The organism is Photorhabdus sp. S10-54, assembly GCF_963878145.1.
Classification (GTDB): domain Bacteria; phylum Pseudomonadota; class Gammaproteobacteria; order Enterobacterales; family Enterobacteriaceae; genus Photorhabdus; species Photorhabdus kayaii.
In genome coordinates, this window is sequence record NZ_CAWNXG010000024.1 from 1 (window position 1) to 17,673 (window position 17,673).

Consider the following 17,673-nt stretch of genomic DNA (forward strand, 5'->3'; position numbering starts at 1 on the left):
TTCAGTACTGCTTTTTGCCCCCAATCAACAACAGGTTGTCGGGTTGATTGAACAAAAACGCGGGGTGAGAAACATCAATGACTATGGCAAGAAAAAACAGCGTGAGACCCGCCCGTATCAAGAAAAAGAAAGCGCGAAGTGGGAAGCCGCTTCGCGGGCGATGGCGGCACGTTTGGGGCCGGAGATGACAAAGGAGATCAGTGTCTGTGATCGGGAATCTGATGTGATTGAATACCTGGCCTATAAGGTCATGAATCAGCAGCGTTTTGTTGTTCGTTCAATGCAAAGCCGGCGGATAGCAGAGAGTGAAGAGACTCTTTATGCCTTCAGCGATACTTTGCAGTCTGCAGGAGAAAGACAGGTTCAGGTCAGGCAACGGGGCGGCCGCAAAGCCCGGGAGGCGCTCTGTGAGATACGTTATGCGCCCTGCGTGATTTTGGCTCCGAATGCCAGTTTATCGGTATTGACGCCCCACAAGTGGAAGAAATCATGACATATCAAGGGCGTGGACGTCCGGCTAAAGATAAACCCTCTCAGATTCATTACCGGCTCTCAGGCCGGGCTTACAGTCAACTGGATAAAGTCGTGTATGCCCGACTCAAGGTGGGGATGTTTATTTTGGCGACCAATAAAACGGACGATAAGGCGCTGGATATGGCCGCGTTGCTCGTGAATGACAAAGCCCAGCAGAAAGTTGAGCGAGGTTTTCGATTCCTAAAAAGTCCCGAGTTCTTAACCTCATCCATGTACCTGAAAAAACCGGAACGCATCGAAGCCTTATTGATGGTGATGACGTGTAGCTTAATGGTGTATGCGGCGCTGGAACATAAAATTCGCACGGGTCTGAAACAAAGCAAGGCATTCTACCCGGATATGAAGCAGCGGCAGACGCAATCGCCCACCGCTCGTTGGGTATTTTTAACTTTCGAAGGTATTAATACCTTTGAATTTGAAGAACACCGGATGGTGACGGGAACGCAACCGTACCAAAATGCCCTGCTGAAAATATTGGGGCCACCATACGAGTCTTTTTATTCCTGAATTGGGTGCGGAATGTCGGCTTAATATGTCTACTCAAGCTGCTAAACAATCAAAGGATTATTTTATATCCAATCCAGATAAAAGGGAGTACTCAACTAAAGTCGATGGATATTGGTTCAGGGTAACGAAAGATGCTAAAAGCGGGGAAATTAGTAACGCATTCATCACAATGCCATCAAGGAATATTCCATGAGTGATAAAACGAAGTGGTTAGACGAGACAAAAGAGTATTTAACTAATAATGATGGTGAAGATTTATACTACCTCATATTTACCATGTTGAGTGAAGAGAAAATGAGCTTCATAAAATTTCTCTTGGATGCTTCAAAGGGTATTGGGTGTGTAGTACATGAAGGGTTAGAATATGTGTTAGATCAAGACCTGGATTATCCAGAAGATTTTGATTTAGTGACTTTTTATGTTGGAGAATTTGAAAGTTCAGAAATTACGCCAAATCAATTTGTGATGCTGATGCGGTATATATCTGATGCTTATATCAATGCTTTTCCTGACAGTAAAGAAACGGTAGAAAGGCATATGAAAGCACTGACAGAGCGTTACGCTTAACACTGTATCCTGTTGAGAACGTAAAAACGATCCCAGCCCTAACAAGCTGGGATCGTCCTCTTATTCGTCAGCTAATTGAATGATTAGCAGCCCTCGCTGAACAATAATTTTTACCGCTTCCCCAGTGGTAAACCCGGCTTTTTCCAGCCAGTTGCCTTTAAGGTGCAGGCTGGGATGCTGGCTGTAATAGCGGGTCATGCCAGTACTGCGGTCAGGGTGACATCGGCTGATATAGCCGATTTTATAGCGGCGTTGCGCTTTCGAACTGCCTGAATTTACATTACAATCGCGGTTAGCCATGATGAACTACCTCACATAGTTGGTTATGGTGAGCGGTTGTTGCAGGTTGCCGCCTGCTTCATCCGCGTTAAAAAATCCTTTCCCTATAGTAGCCTGTCTTTTTATTGCTGTGCCTGTGCAATCACCGCCTCAAGCATCTCTGAAACCAGCTTCTGTTTGGCACGGGGTAACTGGCTGATAATCTGTATCTGTTGCTCAAGCCGTGAAGCGGGCCCCCGCTTGCGGGGAACCATGTCGATCGCTTCTTCTCCGAATAACGCTTCCAGTGATACGCAAAGTAATCTTGCCATCTCAGGCAGGACGGATATCTGTACCCGTCTTCTGAAAGCGGACATTGCTCTGGCCAACCGGCTGGCGCATGAGGTGCTGGGGCGCACACTGGATGAAATGCTGCCGCAGACCCGCAAGTTGCTGTTGCTGATACAGGAGATGGTCGGCCACATCGCGCAGCGCCAGCACTGCCAGCCAAACGAAGTGCGCTTTACCCGGCGGCGGACATCGAGTTGCCGCGGTATATCCTGAGCATTGATGAAATAGAGCATATCCTGTCGCAGCCTGACCTGCATACGTTGCAGGGCGCGCACGACCGGGCCCTGATGGAGCTGCTCTGGTCAACGGGGATACGGCGCAGTGAAGTGGCGCGGCTCGATATCTACAGCATTGACGGGTCACGCAAAACCGTGACTATCCGGCAGGGTAAGGGCAATAAGACCGGGTATTGCCCCTCGGCGAACGGGCCTTAAGCTGGCTCCAGTTCTATCAGCAACAGGTTCGCCCGCAACTGCTGGTCACGCCGGACATTCAGGCGCTGTTCGTGGCAATGAACGGTCTCGACGGGTTGCAGCCGAACGGTATCACGAATGCCGTGAGCGGTTATATCCGGGCCGCTGGCATTGAGAAAAAGGGGAGCTGTCACCTGTTCCAGCACGCGATGGCAACCCAAATGCTGGAGAGCGGGGCGGACCTGCGCAGGCAACAAAACGGCGTACAATCTGAAACTGCGGTGCCTGAGAGCGTCGCAGGGGCGCCGCTTGCGGGCTCTTTGCCGCCCAGGCAAGCTAGCTGGGCGACGTTCGCCCGTTGCCGAAAAAGGCGCTACACTGAAAAGCATTCATCGGGCAAAACGGGCGTTCGGGGGCGAAAAGTGCGTCAGGGGGTTTTGGGTCGGACGGTGAAGAAGCAGCGGAAAAATCCGGTTATAACTGACTGAGTATACAGGGAAGATCGGTGTTCGCTGACTAACTTCGCAATGGAATACGTTGCTGTAAATCCTTGTCTAGTGCGGATGGAGATTAAGACGCAAGTCCGAAGGACTTTAAAGATTAATCCGGCGTCGCTTGACTTTGGACATAAGCTTTAAGCGTTTCTATCATCGCCCCTCCGGCGCTACAGATAAAGTAGGGACGAGATCGCAAAGATCGATTAAATGCGTATTTTGTGGTGAAGATGAGAGGCATAACCTGTTTACTTACGCGATGCTTTTATGCAGGGAGTATTCAAGCGAGTAATGTTGATGATTCAATAGAGATTGTCCTTTAACATGCTAATATCAAAACGCGATATCAATGAGAGTTGGTATGTTAATAGCGAAAAAAATCCGTCTTTAATCCAATCCCTGTTCAGGCAGCGCTCATACACTGAACCTTAAGTATTAAGCCTCTCGAAAATACCCTCCAACCCATTATTTTTATTGGATTTTCCCTGGGGCAACTTCAACGCATTTTTGGCGAAATATTTCAGGGCCCAATCCAGATGGTGTTCTATTTCCGACCCGGCATGATGAATAATCGCGCTCAATATCGGCAATAACCAGACATCAACATTTTTGGCTGCCTTGAGAAAGGAAACTGAAGGCAAAAACCGCCTCGCCAGACTGCGCCGGACTATCAACGCCAGCAGACTTGCCCAGATGAGCCCCTCCGCTATCGCTTTCTGACCGGTCACAAAACCTGTCCAGTTGGTGTGGGATTTTAGTTCCTTAAACAGCAGTTCGACCTGCCAGCGACAGCGATAGACTGCCATGATGTCATCTGCGGTAAAGTGGGATGGCGGCAGATTGGTGAGCCAAAAACAAAGGCGTTTTTCCTGCGCAAACCACAACGCCGGATGATCCGAAATTCGAATCGGCCACGCCGACAGGTGAAATCCAGCACTTCAGCACGGTTGTTTTTGCGGCTAATCTCCCGGAGTTTTTTGCCCGCCAGTGTCGGTAATTGTCGCCCCTGTCCATTTCGGGCGCTGACAATCAGGGGATTAAGCGACTGGCTTCCCCGAACGATAAATGAACTCCCGGACAGGGAAAGTTGCTCGAAGTACCCGAAATCCACGTAACCGGCATCCGCCAGCAGCAATTTATTGCGTAGGGTGTGAGGGGCAGGCAGATAAGCCCGCTCAGAGGCCGTGTCTGCGGTCACCGTCATGGCGATGGGCGATTGGCTGAACAAAGATAGGGTCATATGGCACTCAACCGCCGCCTTCAGGGGACTGAAACGACAGGGAAAAACCCCGGCTAACTCGGGATGAACGTTGAATGAGCTGCCATCCTGCAAGAGGATATCGTCAAACTGGCTGAATTTTTTGGGTAAGGGGGGCAAAGCTTTTTCAATCAACTGAGCCATGGCAAACGTCACCAGCGTCTTTATAAACTCGGCGAAAGCGCTTTTACGCAACTGATTATGGAAGGGCTTATAGGCGACAGTGTGTTTTTCACTCAGACACATGCCGTTAAATTGCCGGTGCAGGTCAGCGATGGAGGGACAGTTTCCTTTGCTCAGTGCGGCTATCAGACTGAGAACCAGAGACTGTGGCCCAATATTTCTGAGTCGTTCCATAAAGCCACATCGGCGTGCGGTTTTTTCAAGAAAAGTGTTACTGAAGAATTGCATTAACTGAAGTTTTGTGGAGATAATTGTCATCGGCTTTATTCTCTGATCTCGGTATTTTGTTTGGCGACAATTATCAGATCATAAATAAAGCCTTTTTTCTATCTAAAATAACCGGTTGGCGCTAAAGATCCTGTTTATGTAGCAGGCATAAAAGGTTCTACTCACGATTTTATTTAAGCTCTCATTTTTTCAACAAAAATCTCATAAGGCGTTTTACCTTTCAAGCTCCCATATGGCCTGTGATGCATGTGGTCTATGATAGTTGTAAAACGCCTTTCATTCAGCCGATTTGGTTTCTAAATCTACGTCTCCTCTGATATAGCCTATATATATTCAACATTAGCAATCCAGTGTTGTTGACGGCGTGTCAATCGAGCTTGCTCGCTTTCATCAGTGAACTTAGCAGCAACATATTTGAGCAGCGCGGGATCAACGTCTTCAAAGGTATTGACGTTAACTACGGCATAATCGCGACCGTTAATCTGACTGATGACAATAGGTACTATTCCGCACTTGCTACAGATGTAAAACTGGGCTGTACCTGTTTCAAAAGAGTATTTATGTAGAAGTTTTTGGTCTCTGATACTTAGTCGAAGCTGCCCCGTTGGGTATGATGTCCAGACGGCACTGTGCTTGGTACAAAAGGAGCAAGTACATGTTCGTGCCGGAATCTCCAGAGGTTCGGGCTCCCAATTAAACATAAATTCAATATTCTTACAGTGACAACTACCGGGAATTAGCATGTGTACCTCCTTAGTTTTCGGGTCTTAACAATGGTAGGGAAATGTGATCTGGTATTACTAGTCTGTAAGTTTTTAAAAAATATATCATTGTTAATATAATAACATTTGTTATTATATTTATTATAATAATGACTTTGTTTTTAGTATTATATGTTGTGTTATGTGTTTTTTTTATTTGTTTTTGAATTTAAATTTTATGTTTTTTTGTTTACTAAAAAATGATGTTGATGTTATTATGTTTTCAGTTGATATTTACGTTAGATTATTTTTATAAAGGTTAATTATTATAGAAGTTATGTAAAAGTATTTCACTATTTGGAGGAGTTATTTATAGAGTGAAAGGTTTTTAATCTAAAGAATGGGTGGGATTTAATTTTTATATTGTTATGAAGAGTTATTAATTCTTGCAGCACAAGGTGATATGCAAAGTAATTTATTATTTTATATGCAAGATGTTAATTGTTTAGTATGGTATCTTTATAAGCATATCTATAATTAATTGTTTATCAAACTGAGCTGAGGTTTTATTACCTAAAGTAGGCAGATATTTTTCTTTGAATTAAATGTTAACTGCTGATTTAATAACTATGCTGGCGTGAAATTAAAATTGTTTTAATGTTATACCCAATGGATTTCAAGATGCATCGCGACGGCAAGGGAGTGAATCCCCGGGAGCATAGCAAACTATGTGACCGGGGTGAGCGAGTGCAGCCAACAAAGAGGCAACTTGAAAGATAACGGGTATATTGATTTATTCATTAAATAAGTGATTGTGTGCATTTAATGTAAATTTAACTGGTGCGTGTTTTTTTTATTTTACACGGAATTTATTCTTGGATAATGTTTATTATATTGATTGGTTAATGGTCCATGAACAATAAATCTTCATCTTTATTATTTATCGTTTTAATGGCTTTTCTTTCTATGGGGGGGCTGGTTTCATCGGATATATTCCTACCCGCCTTGAATAAAATGGGAAACTATTATCACGTTAGCGAATCTAGTATACAAAGTGCAATAGCTATATTTCTATTTGGTATAGCCTTTTCTCAACTTATTTATGGGCCATTAAGTGATTGTTTAGGAAGAAAAACGATTCTTATTTCTGGAATGATTATATGGCTGATTTCAACAATTGGTATTTTTTACAGTACGCATATTAGTGAGTTGCTATTATTGCGTTTATTCCAGGGAGTAGGCGCTTGTGCTGGTATTACATTAAGTCGTGCCATTATTAATGATTTGATGGGGAAAGAAGAGGCAGCTAATTTATATCTGATTATTTTCCCTTTTGTGGGAATGTCACCCGCTGTCGCACCAATGATCGGCGGTGTGTTAAGTGAGTATTATGGCTGGAAAGCCTGTTTTCTATTTCTTACTTTATTTATAACAGCCACGCTTATACTGTGCTTGCTAGTTCTGAAAGAATCACTACCAGTGAAAAAGCGCCAAAAATTGAGTGTTAAAAATGTATTGGTTAGTACTTACCAAGTGATAATAAATAAAGAGTTTCTTTTCTATGCAGCAATACCTTGCTTCGCTTATACGGCATATTTTTCTTATTTGATTGAATCTCCATTTATTCTTACAGCTATGGGATTACCAGAAAAATATGTTGGTTACACCTATATAATGCTCTCTTTGAGTTATGTGTTAGGCAATCTTACTGCTAAGAAATTAAGTCGCCAGCAGGGCATGAGAAAGACGATTTCTCATGGTTATCTCATCTTTGCTGTTGGAGGTATTGCTTTCACGATACAAATGTTTTTTAGTTCCTACCCATTGATAACTTCTGTACTAACAATATCAGTATTGACTTTCGGTAATGGTTTTTTGCTGCCACTTGGTACTGCATCGGCAATTGCCACTCATTCTCAAGCGGCAGGGACAGCTTCCGGCGTGATGGGAACATTGCAATTAGGTAGTGCAGGACTGGCATCATTGCTTATTGGTTATATATCTCACCATGAACCTATTAAAGTGGCATCTATCATCACAGTTGTTTCCTTAGTCGGTAGCATTATTTATATAACTGGTAATAGAGGTAATAAAGAAATAAGTAAAAAACAAACAATAGAAACTAAAATAGGAATGAAAAATGGTTAATAATATAGATGTCACATTACGTGATGGTGGATACCTGAATAATTTTAATTTTACAACAGAATACGCTATAAAACATGTTGAAGCGTTGACTAAAAGTGGTGTGGAATGGTTTGAAATTGGTTATCGCAATGGTTCTTTCAAACCTATTTCTAATATTGGCCTAACAGGTATGTCGCCGGATAGTTATATCCGAGATATTCATCAATCGGTACCTGAGGCAAAATTGGTCGTCATTGCCCATCCTCACAATATTAATGTTGATGATATCTATGCAATGAAGGCGAATGGCGTTAGCTTGCTTCGGTTATGTATTAAAGCTGATAACCCCCAGCCATGCTTAGAGTTATGCAAGATTGCTCGAGCTACTGGAATGGCTGTGGGTATTAATTTTACACGAGTGAGTCAGCTCTCTATCAGTAAAATTATTGAAGTTGCCAAACAGTGTGAACAAGCTGGTGCTGATATTATTTACCTGGCGGATTCAAATGGTAGTTTGTTCCCTGAACAGGTAGCGCAGATGTTTTATAAGTTAAAGTCTGCCACGCAATTGCAATTGGGATTCCACCCTCATGATAATTTGGGTCTTGCCACAGCGAATAGTATTGAAGCTATGAGAGCTGGAGCTAATTTTATTGATAGTTCTCTATCAGGGATGGGAAAAGGTGCCGGAAATCTCAATTTGGAAAGCTGGCTATCATTTCTCAATCTGAGCCAAAATAGCAAACAATATGACCTTGAACGAGTATTTAATCAACTCAATGAACTGCAATCCCATCATTTTTTTGCCGCCGCCCAGCGCGATCTTATCGATATAATGATGGGTATGTACAATTTGAGTGTGGAAAATAAAACAGCTCTCGAAGAAGGGTTACGAAATGGTATTAATTATGCGTTTCAGGTTGTTAAATCTTTGCGAGGAGCAACGGCATGACACGGCATAATAACCATGCCGGATGTTTCAGTCTCGAAGCGGTAATTCTTTCACCTGTGATGCCGCTTTGGGATCATGGTGATTTTTGCACTCCATTGCGTATATTATTACAGAAAGTGGGATATCAGGTGTCTATTATTGATACATTATCCTTAATTAATTTATCTGATCCCGACTACGCTATTAATATTATTGAATCTGAACTCAATCAACGTTTTTCCCAGCCTTATTTGCTTATCGGTTTTGCGATGTCTGGTACTCTGGCACAATTGCTTGCGTCGCGCCTGAAAAATCTCACGGGAGTAATCTCAGTGAGTGGTCCTGGATATGCTGATTCGTTACTGACCAATAGGCTGGAACAATTAATAGCATTACTGAATAGAAATCAGCTAGATGAAGCGATTTCTGTGTTACATAACTTTGTTATTCCTGAAGGTGGGACTCCACTTCCTAACATGCCTGCGATACCTGACAATTTAAGAAATACTGCTCGGGAACGCATGATAGTGGGATTTTCACTGCTGCTACAATTGGATGCCAGAACAATATTGTGCAATTACAAAGGAAAATTTCTGAGCATAGTTGGTGGACGTTCACAATTAGCCACAGAATGTAATCAGGTGGTCAGCACTAATACTACGCACTGTTTTGTTGTCGTGGATGGGGCAGGAATGCGGCCTTGGGAAGACAAGCCGTCATTTATTAACAACGTAATTAACGATTGGCTCAAAACCTTATGAATAAAAAAATTCTTATTTTACCTGGGGATGGTATTGGTCAGGAAGTATGCGATGCCGCTCTTCCCGTTTTTCAGGCCCTAAATCTTCCTGTGACATTGGAAACTGGGGATATTGGTTGGACTTGTTGGGAAAGAGAAGGTAATCCAGTACCTGCCAGTACTTGGGAAAAAATAGCTTCAGTAGATGCGGTGTTACTCGGCGCTATTACTAGTAAAGGTAAAGAAGAAGCACAACAAGCGTTGCCGCCGCCTCTGCGTGGGAAAATGAGAAATTATGTGTCACCCGTTATCCAATTACGCCAGCGTTTGGGATTATATGCAAATATCCGACCAGTGCGTTATGTAGAAGGGGACCGTAAACCATTTCGCTGTTGTGTTATCAGGGAAAATACCGAAGGACTATATGCAGGGTTCGATTTTAAAGGAATTCCCGCTACTGCGACAACTTGGTTACGGCATCCAAATATAGATAAATATGGCCCTGAAGAAGCAGCATGGACAGTCCGTCTACAAACCCGTTTTGGTTTAGAACGTTTGTTTATTACTGCATTTGAGTATGCAAAGGAAAATAACTACTCCCGTGTAACCTTTGCGGATAAACCAAATGTAATGCGGGAAAGTGGGCACTTTGCAAAAGGTATTTTCGATACTGTTGCGGCACGTTACCCTGAAATAAAAGCGGATATCCACAATGTAGATGCGGTAGCTTTATGGATGGTAAAAAAACCGCATGAATTTGGTGTCATTGTCGCTGAGAATATGTTCGGTGATATTTTGTCTGATTTGGCAGCGGGAGTAATGGGAGGGCTTGGTTTAGCGCCTAGCGCTAATATTGGTAGTGATATTGCATACTTTGAACCTGTACACGGTAGTGCGCCTGGTATGGCAGGTAAAAATAAAGCCAATCCGGCAGCGATGTTTTACACAATCGCATTACTACTGGAACATCTTGGCTTTTCTGATGCAGCACAGCAAATTAACTGTGCAGTAGATAATGTGATACGTGAAGGACGAACTGTTACTTATGATCTGGGTGGTAGCGCAACAACCCAACAAATGGCGCAGGCTATTATTAGTACTCTAAGTAAAAAATACACTAGCTATTCTGCATCGGTTATTACTGTTGGTGATGAACTCCTGAGTGGTAAATATCCTAATACTAATCTTCAGGATATTAGTGAATATCTCACGGAGCAGGGATATAAAGTGAAGCAACATCAGGTTTGTGCTGATGATATTAACCAGATTGCTACCGCAGTGGTTCGCAGGCTGGGGCAGGATACTCTCATTATTGTGTGTGGCGGTCTTGGCCCGACACCGGATGATAAAACTCGTGAGGCGATAGCAAAAGCGGCAGGAAGCCCTCTGGAAATACGTGATAATGTCTGGGTGGAAATACAGCAACAATTGGAAAAACTGGGAGTATATTGTGATCTCTCGAATCGATTCCAAGCCATGTTTCCATTCGGAGCAAAGGTTATTCCCAATGTTACAGGTACAGCACCTGGTTTCAGTCTTAATGTTGATGGTAGTAAAATAGTTGTGTTGCCAGGGCCTCCGTCCCAAATGCGGTTAATGTTGTCAGAAGAACATTCTATCGGCCCAGTAGTCGGCATGAGAGAGAGAAACTACCATTGGACACTAATCGGGGTTAGTGAAAGTAAAGTAGGTACGATGGTGAATGCATTCTTTGATGGTGTTGAGTGTGATATTCACTATCTGTGGAAAGCGCCTTATGTCGTAGTACAAGTTATTACGCCTGCTGATGTCCCTCTTTCCGTACAGCAATTGGCTAACTTTAGCGTCATGTTTGAAAACAAATTGGTTAGTGATTGCCAGATGACTGCTATGGAAAAACTCAGTGAACAATACCGCATTAACTGGTTCACAGATGATGATGAATTAAATACATATCTACACACAACATATGCAGTAAATAATCCTTCAAAATTTCTTTCGGTGAATATTACAGTGTCTCCTTCTATAAGTTCATTTTTGTCTGGTGAAGAAATGCTTGGACAGATGACCTTGACGACCATAGATGATGAAGGACGACAATATTCAGTGGATTTTCCATGTAATAAATTGCTACTGCAACAATCTATACCAGAATATGCCGCCTGGAGTGTCCTGCGCGCACGTGAACCCAAAGGGGAAATGTAATGCAAACTATACAAATTGATCAAATCAAAAAGCGTTTAATGAAGCTTGACAGTGCGGCCATATCGGATGCAATGGATAGTCTGCATATTCCTGCTGGACTAGCTGGAATTGTGCCACGTAGTAATGTCGGGATTAAAATGGCTGGACCAGCTTTTACTGTGCGCTATGAACCTATCATTCCGGAACAGGGTAAATTTCTTAATGCTGGAAACTACATTGATGAAGTACCTGCTGGATATGTAATAGTGGTTGATAATCAGGGGCGTACGGATTGTACCAGTTGGGGTAATATTTTAACTTTTAAGGCTGTACAAAAAGGAATCGCAGGTTCTGTGATTTATGGGTCAGCCAGAGACTTGTCTGAGGTTCGCAGATTGGAATATCCCTTATTCACGACAGGGGTTTATATGGTATCTGGAAAGAATCGAGCCAAGGTTGCTGCAAAACAATGCACTCTGGATATTGGCGGTGTAGCAATATCTCCAGGAGATTGGGTTTTTGCTGATGATAATGGTGCGCTAGTCATCCCGCAGCAGCATTTGCTTACCGTTATTGAGCGTGCAGAAAATGTTGACAAAACTGAACAAGCTATTATTGAGGCGATAACTAACGGAGAAGATCTAGTTAACGCCCGCGAAAAACTGGGATATGCCGTACCTTGGAAAGCTGCGCAATGAGTCAGCTGTTTATAGAATACTGGGAGAGAAAACTTCGTTTTCTGGATGTACATTATCATGCCCGTCCCGATAGTTACATTCGGCGGTACAATGTACTTGAAGCAGGAAGGGAATACGTCCGACATGGTGGTGGGGTTGTACTTAAAAACCATCTGGGGAGTGTTACTGCTTTGTCGTCACTGGCTCAAGAAGCAGGACTTCCGGTTTTTGGTTCGATAGTATTGAACGCAACTGCTGGAGGGCTGGCAATTAACTCTGTTATCCAGTCACTGAGTCAGTACCAGTTCTGTAAAGCTCCGCGGCTGTTGGTTCATCTGCCGACTATTGTCCCGACAAGCCATAAAAGTATAATGAAACGTGCTTGGGCAAATGCTTTCGCGCAAACTTTAGCACAGCAACCTTTGTCTGTTGTCGATAGCAATGGGCGATTGCATAACGAGATCCATGAGTTAATTAGTTTTGCGCAGCAGCATAATGTTGTATTGTCATCCGGCCATGCTTCACGTTATGAAGTTATGCAACTTATTGATGCGATTACCGCTGCGGGTGGTTGTAAGTTCATGCTGAACCAACCTGCCAGTCCTATGACAGGATTAAAAGCGAAAGATCTTAAGGCGTTGGGTGAACATGATTGGCTTTATGTGGAGCAAACGGCATTAACTGTTTATCTTGGTTATCAGACAACTGAGGATTTTTTTGAAGTGTTATCGGAGGTGAATAATGTTGTCTATAGCTCCGATCTTGGACAGCCAGTCCAGCCGGATGTTGAGCAATGGTTGAGCGATAGTGAACGCTGGTTTAAAACCGCTGGCCTTAGTGAAGAACACATCCGAGATATCTCTTTACTGAATCCACTGCGGATGTTGGCTCCGGATTAGATATTAGATTCATCGGCTGAGAAGACGATAATTATCCGTTGTTGGTTGAATATGGAAAATTGCAATAAAGATCTATGAAACTAGCCGAAATTATTTGACTACAACACCACTAGAACATGACCATGCTCGCATTTTCAAAAATGGTATAGCAATATCCAAATCATTTGTGAAGTTGTGGGCAATGGTCTTTATTTTGTTACAAGAAAAATAAATGTAGGCTCTGTGTGTGAGAACCCTCTGGTGCAAGTTATATACCCGTTATCTTTCAAGTTGCCTCTTTGTTGGCTGCACTCGTTCACCCCGGTCACATAGTTTGCTATGCTCCCGGGGATTCACTCCCTTGCCGTCTCGATGCATCTTGAAATCCATTGGGTATAGAGTGATAGCATAGTAGATGCCCTTATTTAAGCTCTTTGCTCTAAGTTATGAGAATGGACTAATGAAAGCACCTGACCGGAATTTGCAAATGGTGCGTGGATTATTAGTGGGCTGTAGTATGACTACTACGAATGCTATGGCTAATATGAATAGTAACATATCCTCATACTCAAAGCGTTATACATTTAACGCGCAATTTAATGTAGAAACCGAAGTACACACCTTGCTTGCAGACTTTTCTTTGGTTTTAATTTTTTCTAAACCAATTGAGAAGCAATATTATGCACAGTAGTATCCTAGATACTTCCGAGAGTTTGTGTCAGCTCGGGCATAGCCTATCGGCGCTGAGTTCTCTATTACCGATGCTGTTTACCATGCATGAAAAAGCGAGTGATGAATATCATCGTAGAACTTTGGAAGACGAGATAAAATAGCCTTGTTAAATGAAACAGGGGAATTTTTGGATGGTTTTCCGGTTTAAAGGCATAAACTATCGCCGACAGGGTGTTCGATATTGTTGGTACTCATCAGGGCCGATTTTTTCCCTTCCCGGGGCCTGAACCGGCACCAGGAGGTCATCACCGAGGCATCAGCATGCTAAAGAAAGTATTGTGGTGTGTGGGGCTTCTGTCCAGCCAATTGCCGGCCATTTTTTCGTTAACATCGTTGAGTAAGCCCCGGAGACAAGCGAGACGGAGTTGTTGCGGACCGACAGGATGAAATAAGGGAGCCAGACAGACATGTGTTGGCAGGGGATGGCATATTGGGTATCTTCCCGTATTTTGAGGAAAAGAAAACAATGCGTCATCATAACGTAACAGATATTACGGTTGTAGTACTCAGTTTCCACATAGCTTAAGTATAATTCTCACTAACCTCGATTAATTTCTTTAAATTTCTGGATAGTGTGCTTGATGGCTTGTTCTGTTGGCAAACGCTCCATTGCACTAGCTCCATAGAACCCATGACAATCGGGGCAATGAGCCAAAATATAGGCGACATCTTCCGGTTCCGAAATTGGGCCACCATGGCACAAAATAATAATGTCATTTCGGACAGTTTTAGCTGTCGAAGCGCAAGCATTAATGATTGGTATACAAGATTTCAGATCATATGAGGTATTAGCGCTAATATCGCCGCCAGTGGTTAGCCCCAGATGTACGACGATGATATCAGCACCTGCTTGTGCCATAGCCTCAGTTTCTTTTACATTGAAAACATAAGGAGTGGTAATCATTCCCTTTTCATGTGCCAGGCGGATTAGCTTCACCTCCAGTGCATATCCCATGCCTGTTTCTTCCAGGTTTTTTCTGAACTTTCCATCAATAAGCCCTACTGTTGGGAAGTTCTGAATACCAGCAAAACCTTGTGCCTTCAGTTCATCCAGGAAAAGAGATAAATTACAGAATGGATCAGTACCACAGACACCCGCCAATACAGGTGTTTCCTTAACTATCGGCAATATTTCATTACCCATTTCTCTGACAATTTCATTTGCATTACCGTATGGCATTAAAATCCGGCCAGAGATCCTCTGCCAGCCATTCTGAAGCGCCCAGAATTATATACGATAATGAGGTCTGCCCCTCCTGCTTCTTCGCAACGCGCCGAAAGACCAGTGCTTGCACTTGCTCCAATAATAGTTTCGTTACGTTCGACTTTTTGTTTTATAGTTTCAATAATCTGATTATATTTCTTCTTCATAAGAAATTCCCTAGTGTTCTATTATTTCCTTGAATTGTTGTATTACAAGGGTACAAAATTGTGGTGAATTTATGTGAAAAGGTGTTTTTATAACTTTTCGCAATTCTGTTTGTTTTATTGTTTTTTTTAGTCCATGACAGAAAGCCTGTGTTGATGCAGGTAAATAAAAAGGTTGTTCAGGGCAATCTAAATAAGCTTTCGAAATAATAGATCACTTGGAAGGGAACTCAGTCCGATTTTTGCGATCTGATCAATCGCTAAAAATCACAAACCCCAAAACGGACTGAGCGATGCCCATCATAGCACCCATCCCCCGAAATGAACGACAGCAGATGAAAAAACTTATCCATAAAACCCGTGATAAGGATTATGCCCGCCGATTAATGGTATTATTAATGCTACATGAAGGTCATACGGTGACTCATGTCGCCAAAACCCTGCATGCTGCACGTTCTTCGGTTAATCGCTGGATTCACTGGTTTACCTTGTATGGCCTGGAAGGGCTGAAAAGTTTACCCGCCGGCAGGCCCATTGTTTGGAATTTAGCCCCGCTCTATCCGCTCTTGTCTTTCTTATTGCAGCACTTGCCTCAAGATTTTAGCTATCTTCGCTCACGCTGGAGCCTGGAGCTCATCACTCAGACTATCAATCAATTGCTCAAGTTATCTCTCACACAAAGTACGTTATATCGCTACTGCCAACAGGTCGGTATTGTCTGGCGCAGGGCCGCCCCCACCCTAAAACGACCTGATCCTGAATATCATGAAAAAATAGCAAAAATCACAGAAGCCCTGACCCATACCTCAGCACAACATCCGGTGTTTTATGAAGATGAGGTCGATATTAATTTGAATCCGAAAATCGGGGCGGACTGGTGTTTTAAAGGGCAGCAAAAACGCGTTGTCACGCCAGGAAAAAATGAAAAACATTATCTTGCCGGCTGCCTCAATGCCCAAACAGGGAAAGTGACTTATGTTAAAGGGACAAAGAAGGACTCTAATTTATTTATCAAGATGTTAGATGAGCTTAATACCCACTATCCTGATGCGAAAACGATCACATTAATCTTAGATAATTACTGCATCCATAGCAGTCAGAAAGTCAAACATTGGTTGGCCCAGCATCCGAAATTTAACCTCTTATTTTTACCGAGTTATTCCCCCTGATTGAATAAAATAGAACGGCTCTGGCAATCGTTGCATGAGACAGTCACCCGGAACCACAGCGGCCAATCTATGTGGCGATTGCTAAGTTATGTTGATGCTTTCTTGGCGTCGATTTCAGCACAGCAAAAACCAGGAATGAATAAAATCGGTGTAGCATCATTATGAATTCTTATTTAGAACAACTACCTTGTTAACATTAAGATCCCAGCCCAAGCGCTGGGATCTTCCTTTTAGCCGTCAGCCATTCTCAGCTAGCCGGATAATCAACTGCCCGCGTTCAACGGTGATGTTCACCGCCTGCCCGGTGGCAAATCCGGCCTCTTCCAGCCAGTTGCCTTTAAGGTGCAGGCTGGGATGCTGGCTGTAATAACGGGTCATCCCCGTGTTGCGGTCTTCGTGGCGGGTGCTGGTATAGCCCACCTTATAGTTGCGTCGGGCTTTTGAAATCTTCAAATCTGCATTACAATCGCGGTTAGCCATGGTAACTACTCCTGTTAGTTGCCTACGGTTAGCAGCGTTACCGGATGGCCGTCTGGTAATGCTGCACTAAATAAAAATCGTCTTTCCTGTAGCAAATCCTTTCTACGATGTCAGTAACTGCGTCATCTTCGAACGTTTAAGCAAACTGTCCATCAACACAATCAGCGCCTGCTGATCTTCATCTGATAATGAATCCATCTGCATCACAAGCGCCTGTAAACGCGGGTTATGTATCTGTGGCGGTGTCATGGGTTCCAATCCGACAAGTGAATCCAGACTACTTTGTAATACCTGAGCGATCCTGACCACAGCATCCAGTTGAGGAACAGAAGCACCGCGCTCCCAGCGGTTATAAACCCGGCGATCAACGTTGAGCAGTTCAGCTAATCTTGCTTGTGTCATCTTGCGGGCTTCTCTGGCTTCCTTTAACAGTTATCGCATCGTAGAGTTCTTTTTGCCATCCGTGGAACCTATCCAGTCAGAAGGTTCATATTATCCTTGACGGAGCCAGTTACCCTCGGAGTGAGTTGGTGAAAGAGTGGGCTTATGTGATGAATATCGACCTTCATTACTTACCGCCATACAGTCTGAATCTGAACCTGATAGAAAGGTTGTGGAAGGTGATGAATGAAAAGGTCAGAAATAAGCATGACTTCGCCTCGACGACCCTGTTCAGGCAAGCAATACATCGTTTTTTTACGGAAATATTACCGGAACTTGCCGGGAACCTGTCGTACCGTATTAATGACAACTTCTAGGTTCTGAATTCTGCATCTTCAAGTTAAGCGGGTATACCTAATCGAACAATAGTAAAACATTATATTAATTGGGGTCGCTTGACAGTTGCAGTAGAACTTTTAAATATCGCGCTCTAACTCAAAAATCAGATACAACAATTCACTAATAAATAACCTT

At 43.2% G+C, this 17,673-nt stretch carries 16 protein-coding genes and 9 pseudogenes; 16 read left to right on the forward strand and 9 right to left on the reverse strand.

The genetic code is table 11. The annotated features are described in order from the left end of the window. From AACQ83_RS13780 to AACQ83_RS13795, 4 genes and pseudogenes are all read left to right on the forward strand, one after another. A pseudogene (locus AACQ83_RS13780) lies at window positions 1-445 on the forward strand (IS4 family transposase); the annotation flags it as partial. Further along, a pseudogene (locus AACQ83_RS13785) lies at window positions 412-1,041 on the forward strand (IS1634 family transposase); the annotation flags it as partial. The pseudogenes AACQ83_RS13780 and AACQ83_RS13785, both read left to right, overlap by 34 nt. Window positions 1,042-1,066: 25 nt before the next feature. Next, window positions 1,067-1,234, forward strand: a complete 168-nt coding sequence (locus tag AACQ83_RS13790) for a hypothetical protein (RefSeq protein ID WP_158539351.1) — start codon at window positions 1,067-1,069, stop codon at window positions 1,232-1,234. Continuing rightward, a complete protein-coding gene (locus AACQ83_RS13795) occupies window positions 1,231-1,608 on the forward strand; it encodes a hypothetical protein (protein ID WP_112879793.1) in 378 nt (125 codons plus the stop codon). Before AACQ83_RS13790 ends, AACQ83_RS13795 begins: the two co-directional genes overlap by 4 nt. A gap of 60 nt (window positions 1,609-1,668) precedes the next feature. Here AACQ83_RS13795 and AACQ83_RS13800 read toward each other — a convergent pair whose 3' ends face one another. Beyond that, the gene (locus AACQ83_RS13800) at window positions 1,669-1,908 is read right to left on the reverse strand and encodes a SymE family type I addiction module toxin (RefSeq protein WP_112879794.1); all 240 of its coding nucleotides are present in this window, start codon (window positions 1,906-1,908) and stop codon (window positions 1,669-1,671) included. Between the two features lie 101 nt (window positions 1,909-2,009). Then, window positions 2,010-2,315, reverse strand: coding sequence for a transcriptional regulator (locus AACQ83_RS13805; protein WP_370446089.1), 306 nt, complete (start codon window positions 2,313-2,315; stop codon window positions 2,010-2,012). On the opposite strand from AACQ83_RS13805, the pseudogene AACQ83_RS24645 reads away from it, so the two are divergent. Together AACQ83_RS24645 and AACQ83_RS13810 are read left to right on the forward strand one after the other, a co-directional pair. Further along, window positions 2,239-2,400: pseudogene (locus AACQ83_RS24645) on the forward strand (DNA primase); the annotation flags it as partial. The gene AACQ83_RS13805 and the pseudogene AACQ83_RS24645 overlap by 77 nt on opposite strands. Further along, window positions 2,394-2,878, forward strand: a pseudogene (locus AACQ83_RS13810) (tyrosine-type recombinase/integrase); the annotation flags it as partial. The pseudogenes AACQ83_RS24645 and AACQ83_RS13810, both read left to right, overlap by 7 nt. Window positions 2,879-3,230: 352 nt before the next feature. On the opposite strand, the pseudogene AACQ83_RS13815 reads toward AACQ83_RS13810, so the two are convergent. The 3 genes and pseudogenes from AACQ83_RS13815 to AACQ83_RS13825 all read right to left on the reverse strand — a co-directional run. Continuing rightward, window positions 3,231-3,323 (reverse strand): annotated as a pseudogene (locus tag AACQ83_RS13815) (IS200/IS605 family transposase); the annotation flags it as partial. Between the two features lie 229 nt (window positions 3,324-3,552). Next, window positions 3,553-4,823: pseudogene (locus tag AACQ83_RS13820) on the reverse strand (IS4 family transposase). Window positions 4,824-5,116: 293 nt separating this feature from the next. Then, complete coding sequence (locus tag AACQ83_RS13825) at window positions 5,117-5,536, reverse strand: GFA family protein (RefSeq protein WP_192881031.1); 420 nt, start codon at window positions 5,534-5,536, stop codon at window positions 5,117-5,119. 870 nt (window positions 5,537-6,406) lie between these two features. On the opposite strand from AACQ83_RS13825, the gene AACQ83_RS13830 reads away from it, so the two are divergent. The 8 genes from AACQ83_RS13830 to AACQ83_RS13865 all read left to right on the forward strand — a co-directional run bounded on the left by AACQ83_RS13830 (window position 6,407) and on the right by AACQ83_RS13865 (window position 13,842). Continuing rightward, window positions 6,407-7,642 (forward strand): multidrug effflux MFS transporter, encoded by a 1,236-nt coding sequence (locus AACQ83_RS13830; RefSeq protein ID WP_112878229.1) that lies wholly within the window; start codon window positions 6,407-6,409, stop codon window positions 7,640-7,642. Further along, window positions 7,635-8,573 (forward strand): 3-hydroxy-3-methylglutaryl-CoA lyase, encoded by a 939-nt coding sequence (locus AACQ83_RS13835; RefSeq protein ID WP_112878230.1) that lies wholly within the window; start codon window positions 7,635-7,637, stop codon window positions 8,571-8,573. The genes AACQ83_RS13830 and AACQ83_RS13835 overlap by 8 nt, the downstream gene beginning before the upstream one ends. Beyond that, entirely contained in the window at window positions 8,570-9,313 is a 744-nt protein-coding gene (locus tag AACQ83_RS13840) for an alpha/beta hydrolase (protein ID WP_112878231.1), read from the forward strand. The genes AACQ83_RS13835 and AACQ83_RS13840 overlap by 4 nt, the downstream gene beginning before the upstream one ends. Beyond that, window positions 9,310-11,475: an isocitrate/isopropylmalate dehydrogenase family protein gene (locus AACQ83_RS13845; RefSeq protein ID WP_112878232.1), complete on the forward strand. Its 2,166-nt coding sequence runs from the start codon at window positions 9,310-9,312 to the stop codon at window positions 11,473-11,475. The genes AACQ83_RS13840 and AACQ83_RS13845 overlap by 4 nt, the downstream gene beginning before the upstream one ends. Continuing rightward, the gene (locus AACQ83_RS13850) at window positions 11,475-12,152 is read left to right on the forward strand and encodes an RraA family protein (RefSeq protein WP_112878233.1); all 678 of its coding nucleotides are present in this window, start codon (window positions 11,475-11,477) and stop codon (window positions 12,150-12,152) included. The genes AACQ83_RS13845 and AACQ83_RS13850 overlap by 1 nt, the downstream gene beginning before the upstream one ends. Continuing rightward, window positions 12,149-13,030 (forward strand): DUF6282 family protein, encoded by an 882-nt coding sequence (locus AACQ83_RS13855; RefSeq protein ID WP_112878234.1) that lies wholly within the window; start codon window positions 12,149-12,151, stop codon window positions 13,028-13,030. The genes AACQ83_RS13850 and AACQ83_RS13855 overlap by 4 nt, the downstream gene beginning before the upstream one ends. 439 nt (window positions 13,031-13,469) lie before the next feature. Further along, the gene (locus AACQ83_RS13860; protein ID WP_112878235.1) at window positions 13,470-13,700 is read left to right on the forward strand and encodes a hypothetical protein; all 231 of its coding nucleotides are present in this window, start codon (window positions 13,470-13,472) and stop codon (window positions 13,698-13,700) included. Then, window positions 13,690-13,842 carry a hypothetical protein gene (locus AACQ83_RS13865; protein ID WP_158537779.1) on the forward strand — a complete coding sequence of 51 codons (153 nt, stop codon included), beginning with the start codon at window positions 13,690-13,692 and terminating at the stop codon, window positions 13,840-13,842. The genes AACQ83_RS13860 and AACQ83_RS13865 overlap by 11 nt, the downstream gene beginning before the upstream one ends. A gap of 437 nt (window positions 13,843-14,279) precedes the next feature. Here AACQ83_RS13865 and AACQ83_RS13870 read toward each other — a convergent pair. After that, a pseudogene (locus AACQ83_RS13870) lies at window positions 14,280-15,112 on the reverse strand (phosphoenolpyruvate hydrolase family protein). A gap of 10 nt (window positions 15,113-15,122) precedes the next feature. Further along, window positions 15,123-15,320, reverse strand: a complete 198-nt coding sequence (locus AACQ83_RS13875) for a Tm-1-like ATP-binding domain-containing protein (protein WP_339366770.1) — start codon at window positions 15,318-15,320, stop codon at window positions 15,123-15,125. Window positions 15,321-15,402: 82 nt separating this feature from the next. Between AACQ83_RS13875 and AACQ83_RS13880 the strand changes: the two are divergent. Then, window positions 15,403-16,443: pseudogene (locus tag AACQ83_RS13880) on the forward strand (IS630 family transposase). Window positions 16,444-16,515: 72 nt separating this feature from the next. Here AACQ83_RS13880 and AACQ83_RS13885 read toward each other — a convergent pair. Next, window positions 16,516-16,758, reverse strand: coding sequence for a SymE family type I addiction module toxin (locus AACQ83_RS13885; protein WP_112878236.1), 243 nt, complete (start codon window positions 16,756-16,758; stop codon window positions 16,516-16,518). Between the two features lie 102 nt (window positions 16,759-16,860). After that, window positions 16,861-17,160: a helix-turn-helix transcriptional regulator gene (locus AACQ83_RS13890; protein WP_112878237.1), complete on the reverse strand. Its 300-nt coding sequence runs from the start codon at window positions 17,158-17,160 to the stop codon at window positions 16,861-16,863. Window positions 17,161-17,234: 74 nt separating this feature from the next. Between AACQ83_RS13890 and AACQ83_RS13895 the strand changes: the two are divergent. Further along, window positions 17,235-17,516 (forward strand): annotated as a pseudogene (locus AACQ83_RS13895) (transposase); the annotation flags it as partial. Window positions 17,517-17,673: the final 157 nt, after the last annotated feature.

Bases quoted from the DNA above. Each gene is read 5' to 3' on its own strand.
- AACQ83_RS13790 (WP_158539351.1), top strand. From the start codon at position 1,067: ATGTCTACTCAAGCTGCTAAACAATCAAAGGATTATTTTATATCCAAT.
- AACQ83_RS13795 (WP_112879793.1), top strand. From the start codon at position 1,231: ATGAGTGATAAAACGAAGTGGTTAGACGAGACAAAAGAGTATTTAACT.
- AACQ83_RS13800 (WP_112879794.1), bottom strand. From the start codon at position 1,908: ATGGCTAACCGCGATTGTAATGTAAATTCAGGCAGTTCGAAAGCGCAA.
- AACQ83_RS13825 (WP_192881031.1), bottom strand. From the start codon at position 5,536: ATGCTAATTCCCGGTAGTTGTCACTGTAAGAATATTGAATTTATGTTT.
- AACQ83_RS13830 (WP_112878229.1), top strand. From the start codon at position 6,407: ATGAACAATAAATCTTCATCTTTATTATTTATCGTTTTAATGGCTTTT.
- AACQ83_RS13835 (WP_112878230.1), top strand. From the start codon at position 7,635: ATGGTTAATAATATAGATGTCACATTACGTGATGGTGGATACCTGAAT.
- AACQ83_RS13840 (WP_112878231.1), top strand. From the start codon at position 8,570: ATGACACGGCATAATAACCATGCCGGATGTTTCAGTCTCGAAGCGGTA.
- AACQ83_RS13845 (WP_112878232.1), top strand. From the start codon at position 9,310: ATGAATAAAAAAATTCTTATTTTACCTGGGGATGGTATTGGTCAGGAA.
- AACQ83_RS13850 (WP_112878233.1), top strand. From the start codon at position 11,475: ATGCAAACTATACAAATTGATCAAATCAAAAAGCGTTTAATGAAGCTT.
- AACQ83_RS13855 (WP_112878234.1), top strand. From the start codon at position 12,149: ATGAGTCAGCTGTTTATAGAATACTGGGAGAGAAAACTTCGTTTTCTG.
- AACQ83_RS13860 (WP_112878235.1), top strand. From the start codon at position 13,470: ATGAAAGCACCTGACCGGAATTTGCAAATGGTGCGTGGATTATTAGTG.
- AACQ83_RS13865 (WP_158537779.1), top strand. From the start codon at position 13,690: ATGCACAGTAGTATCCTAGATACTTCCGAGAGTTTGTGTCAGCTCGGG.
- AACQ83_RS13885 (WP_112878236.1), bottom strand. From the start codon at position 16,758: ATGGCTAACCGCGATTGTAATGCAGATTTGAAGATTTCAAAAGCCCGA.
- AACQ83_RS13890 (WP_112878237.1), bottom strand. From the start codon at position 17,160: ATGACACAAGCAAGATTAGCTGAACTGCTCAACGTTGATCGCCGGGTT.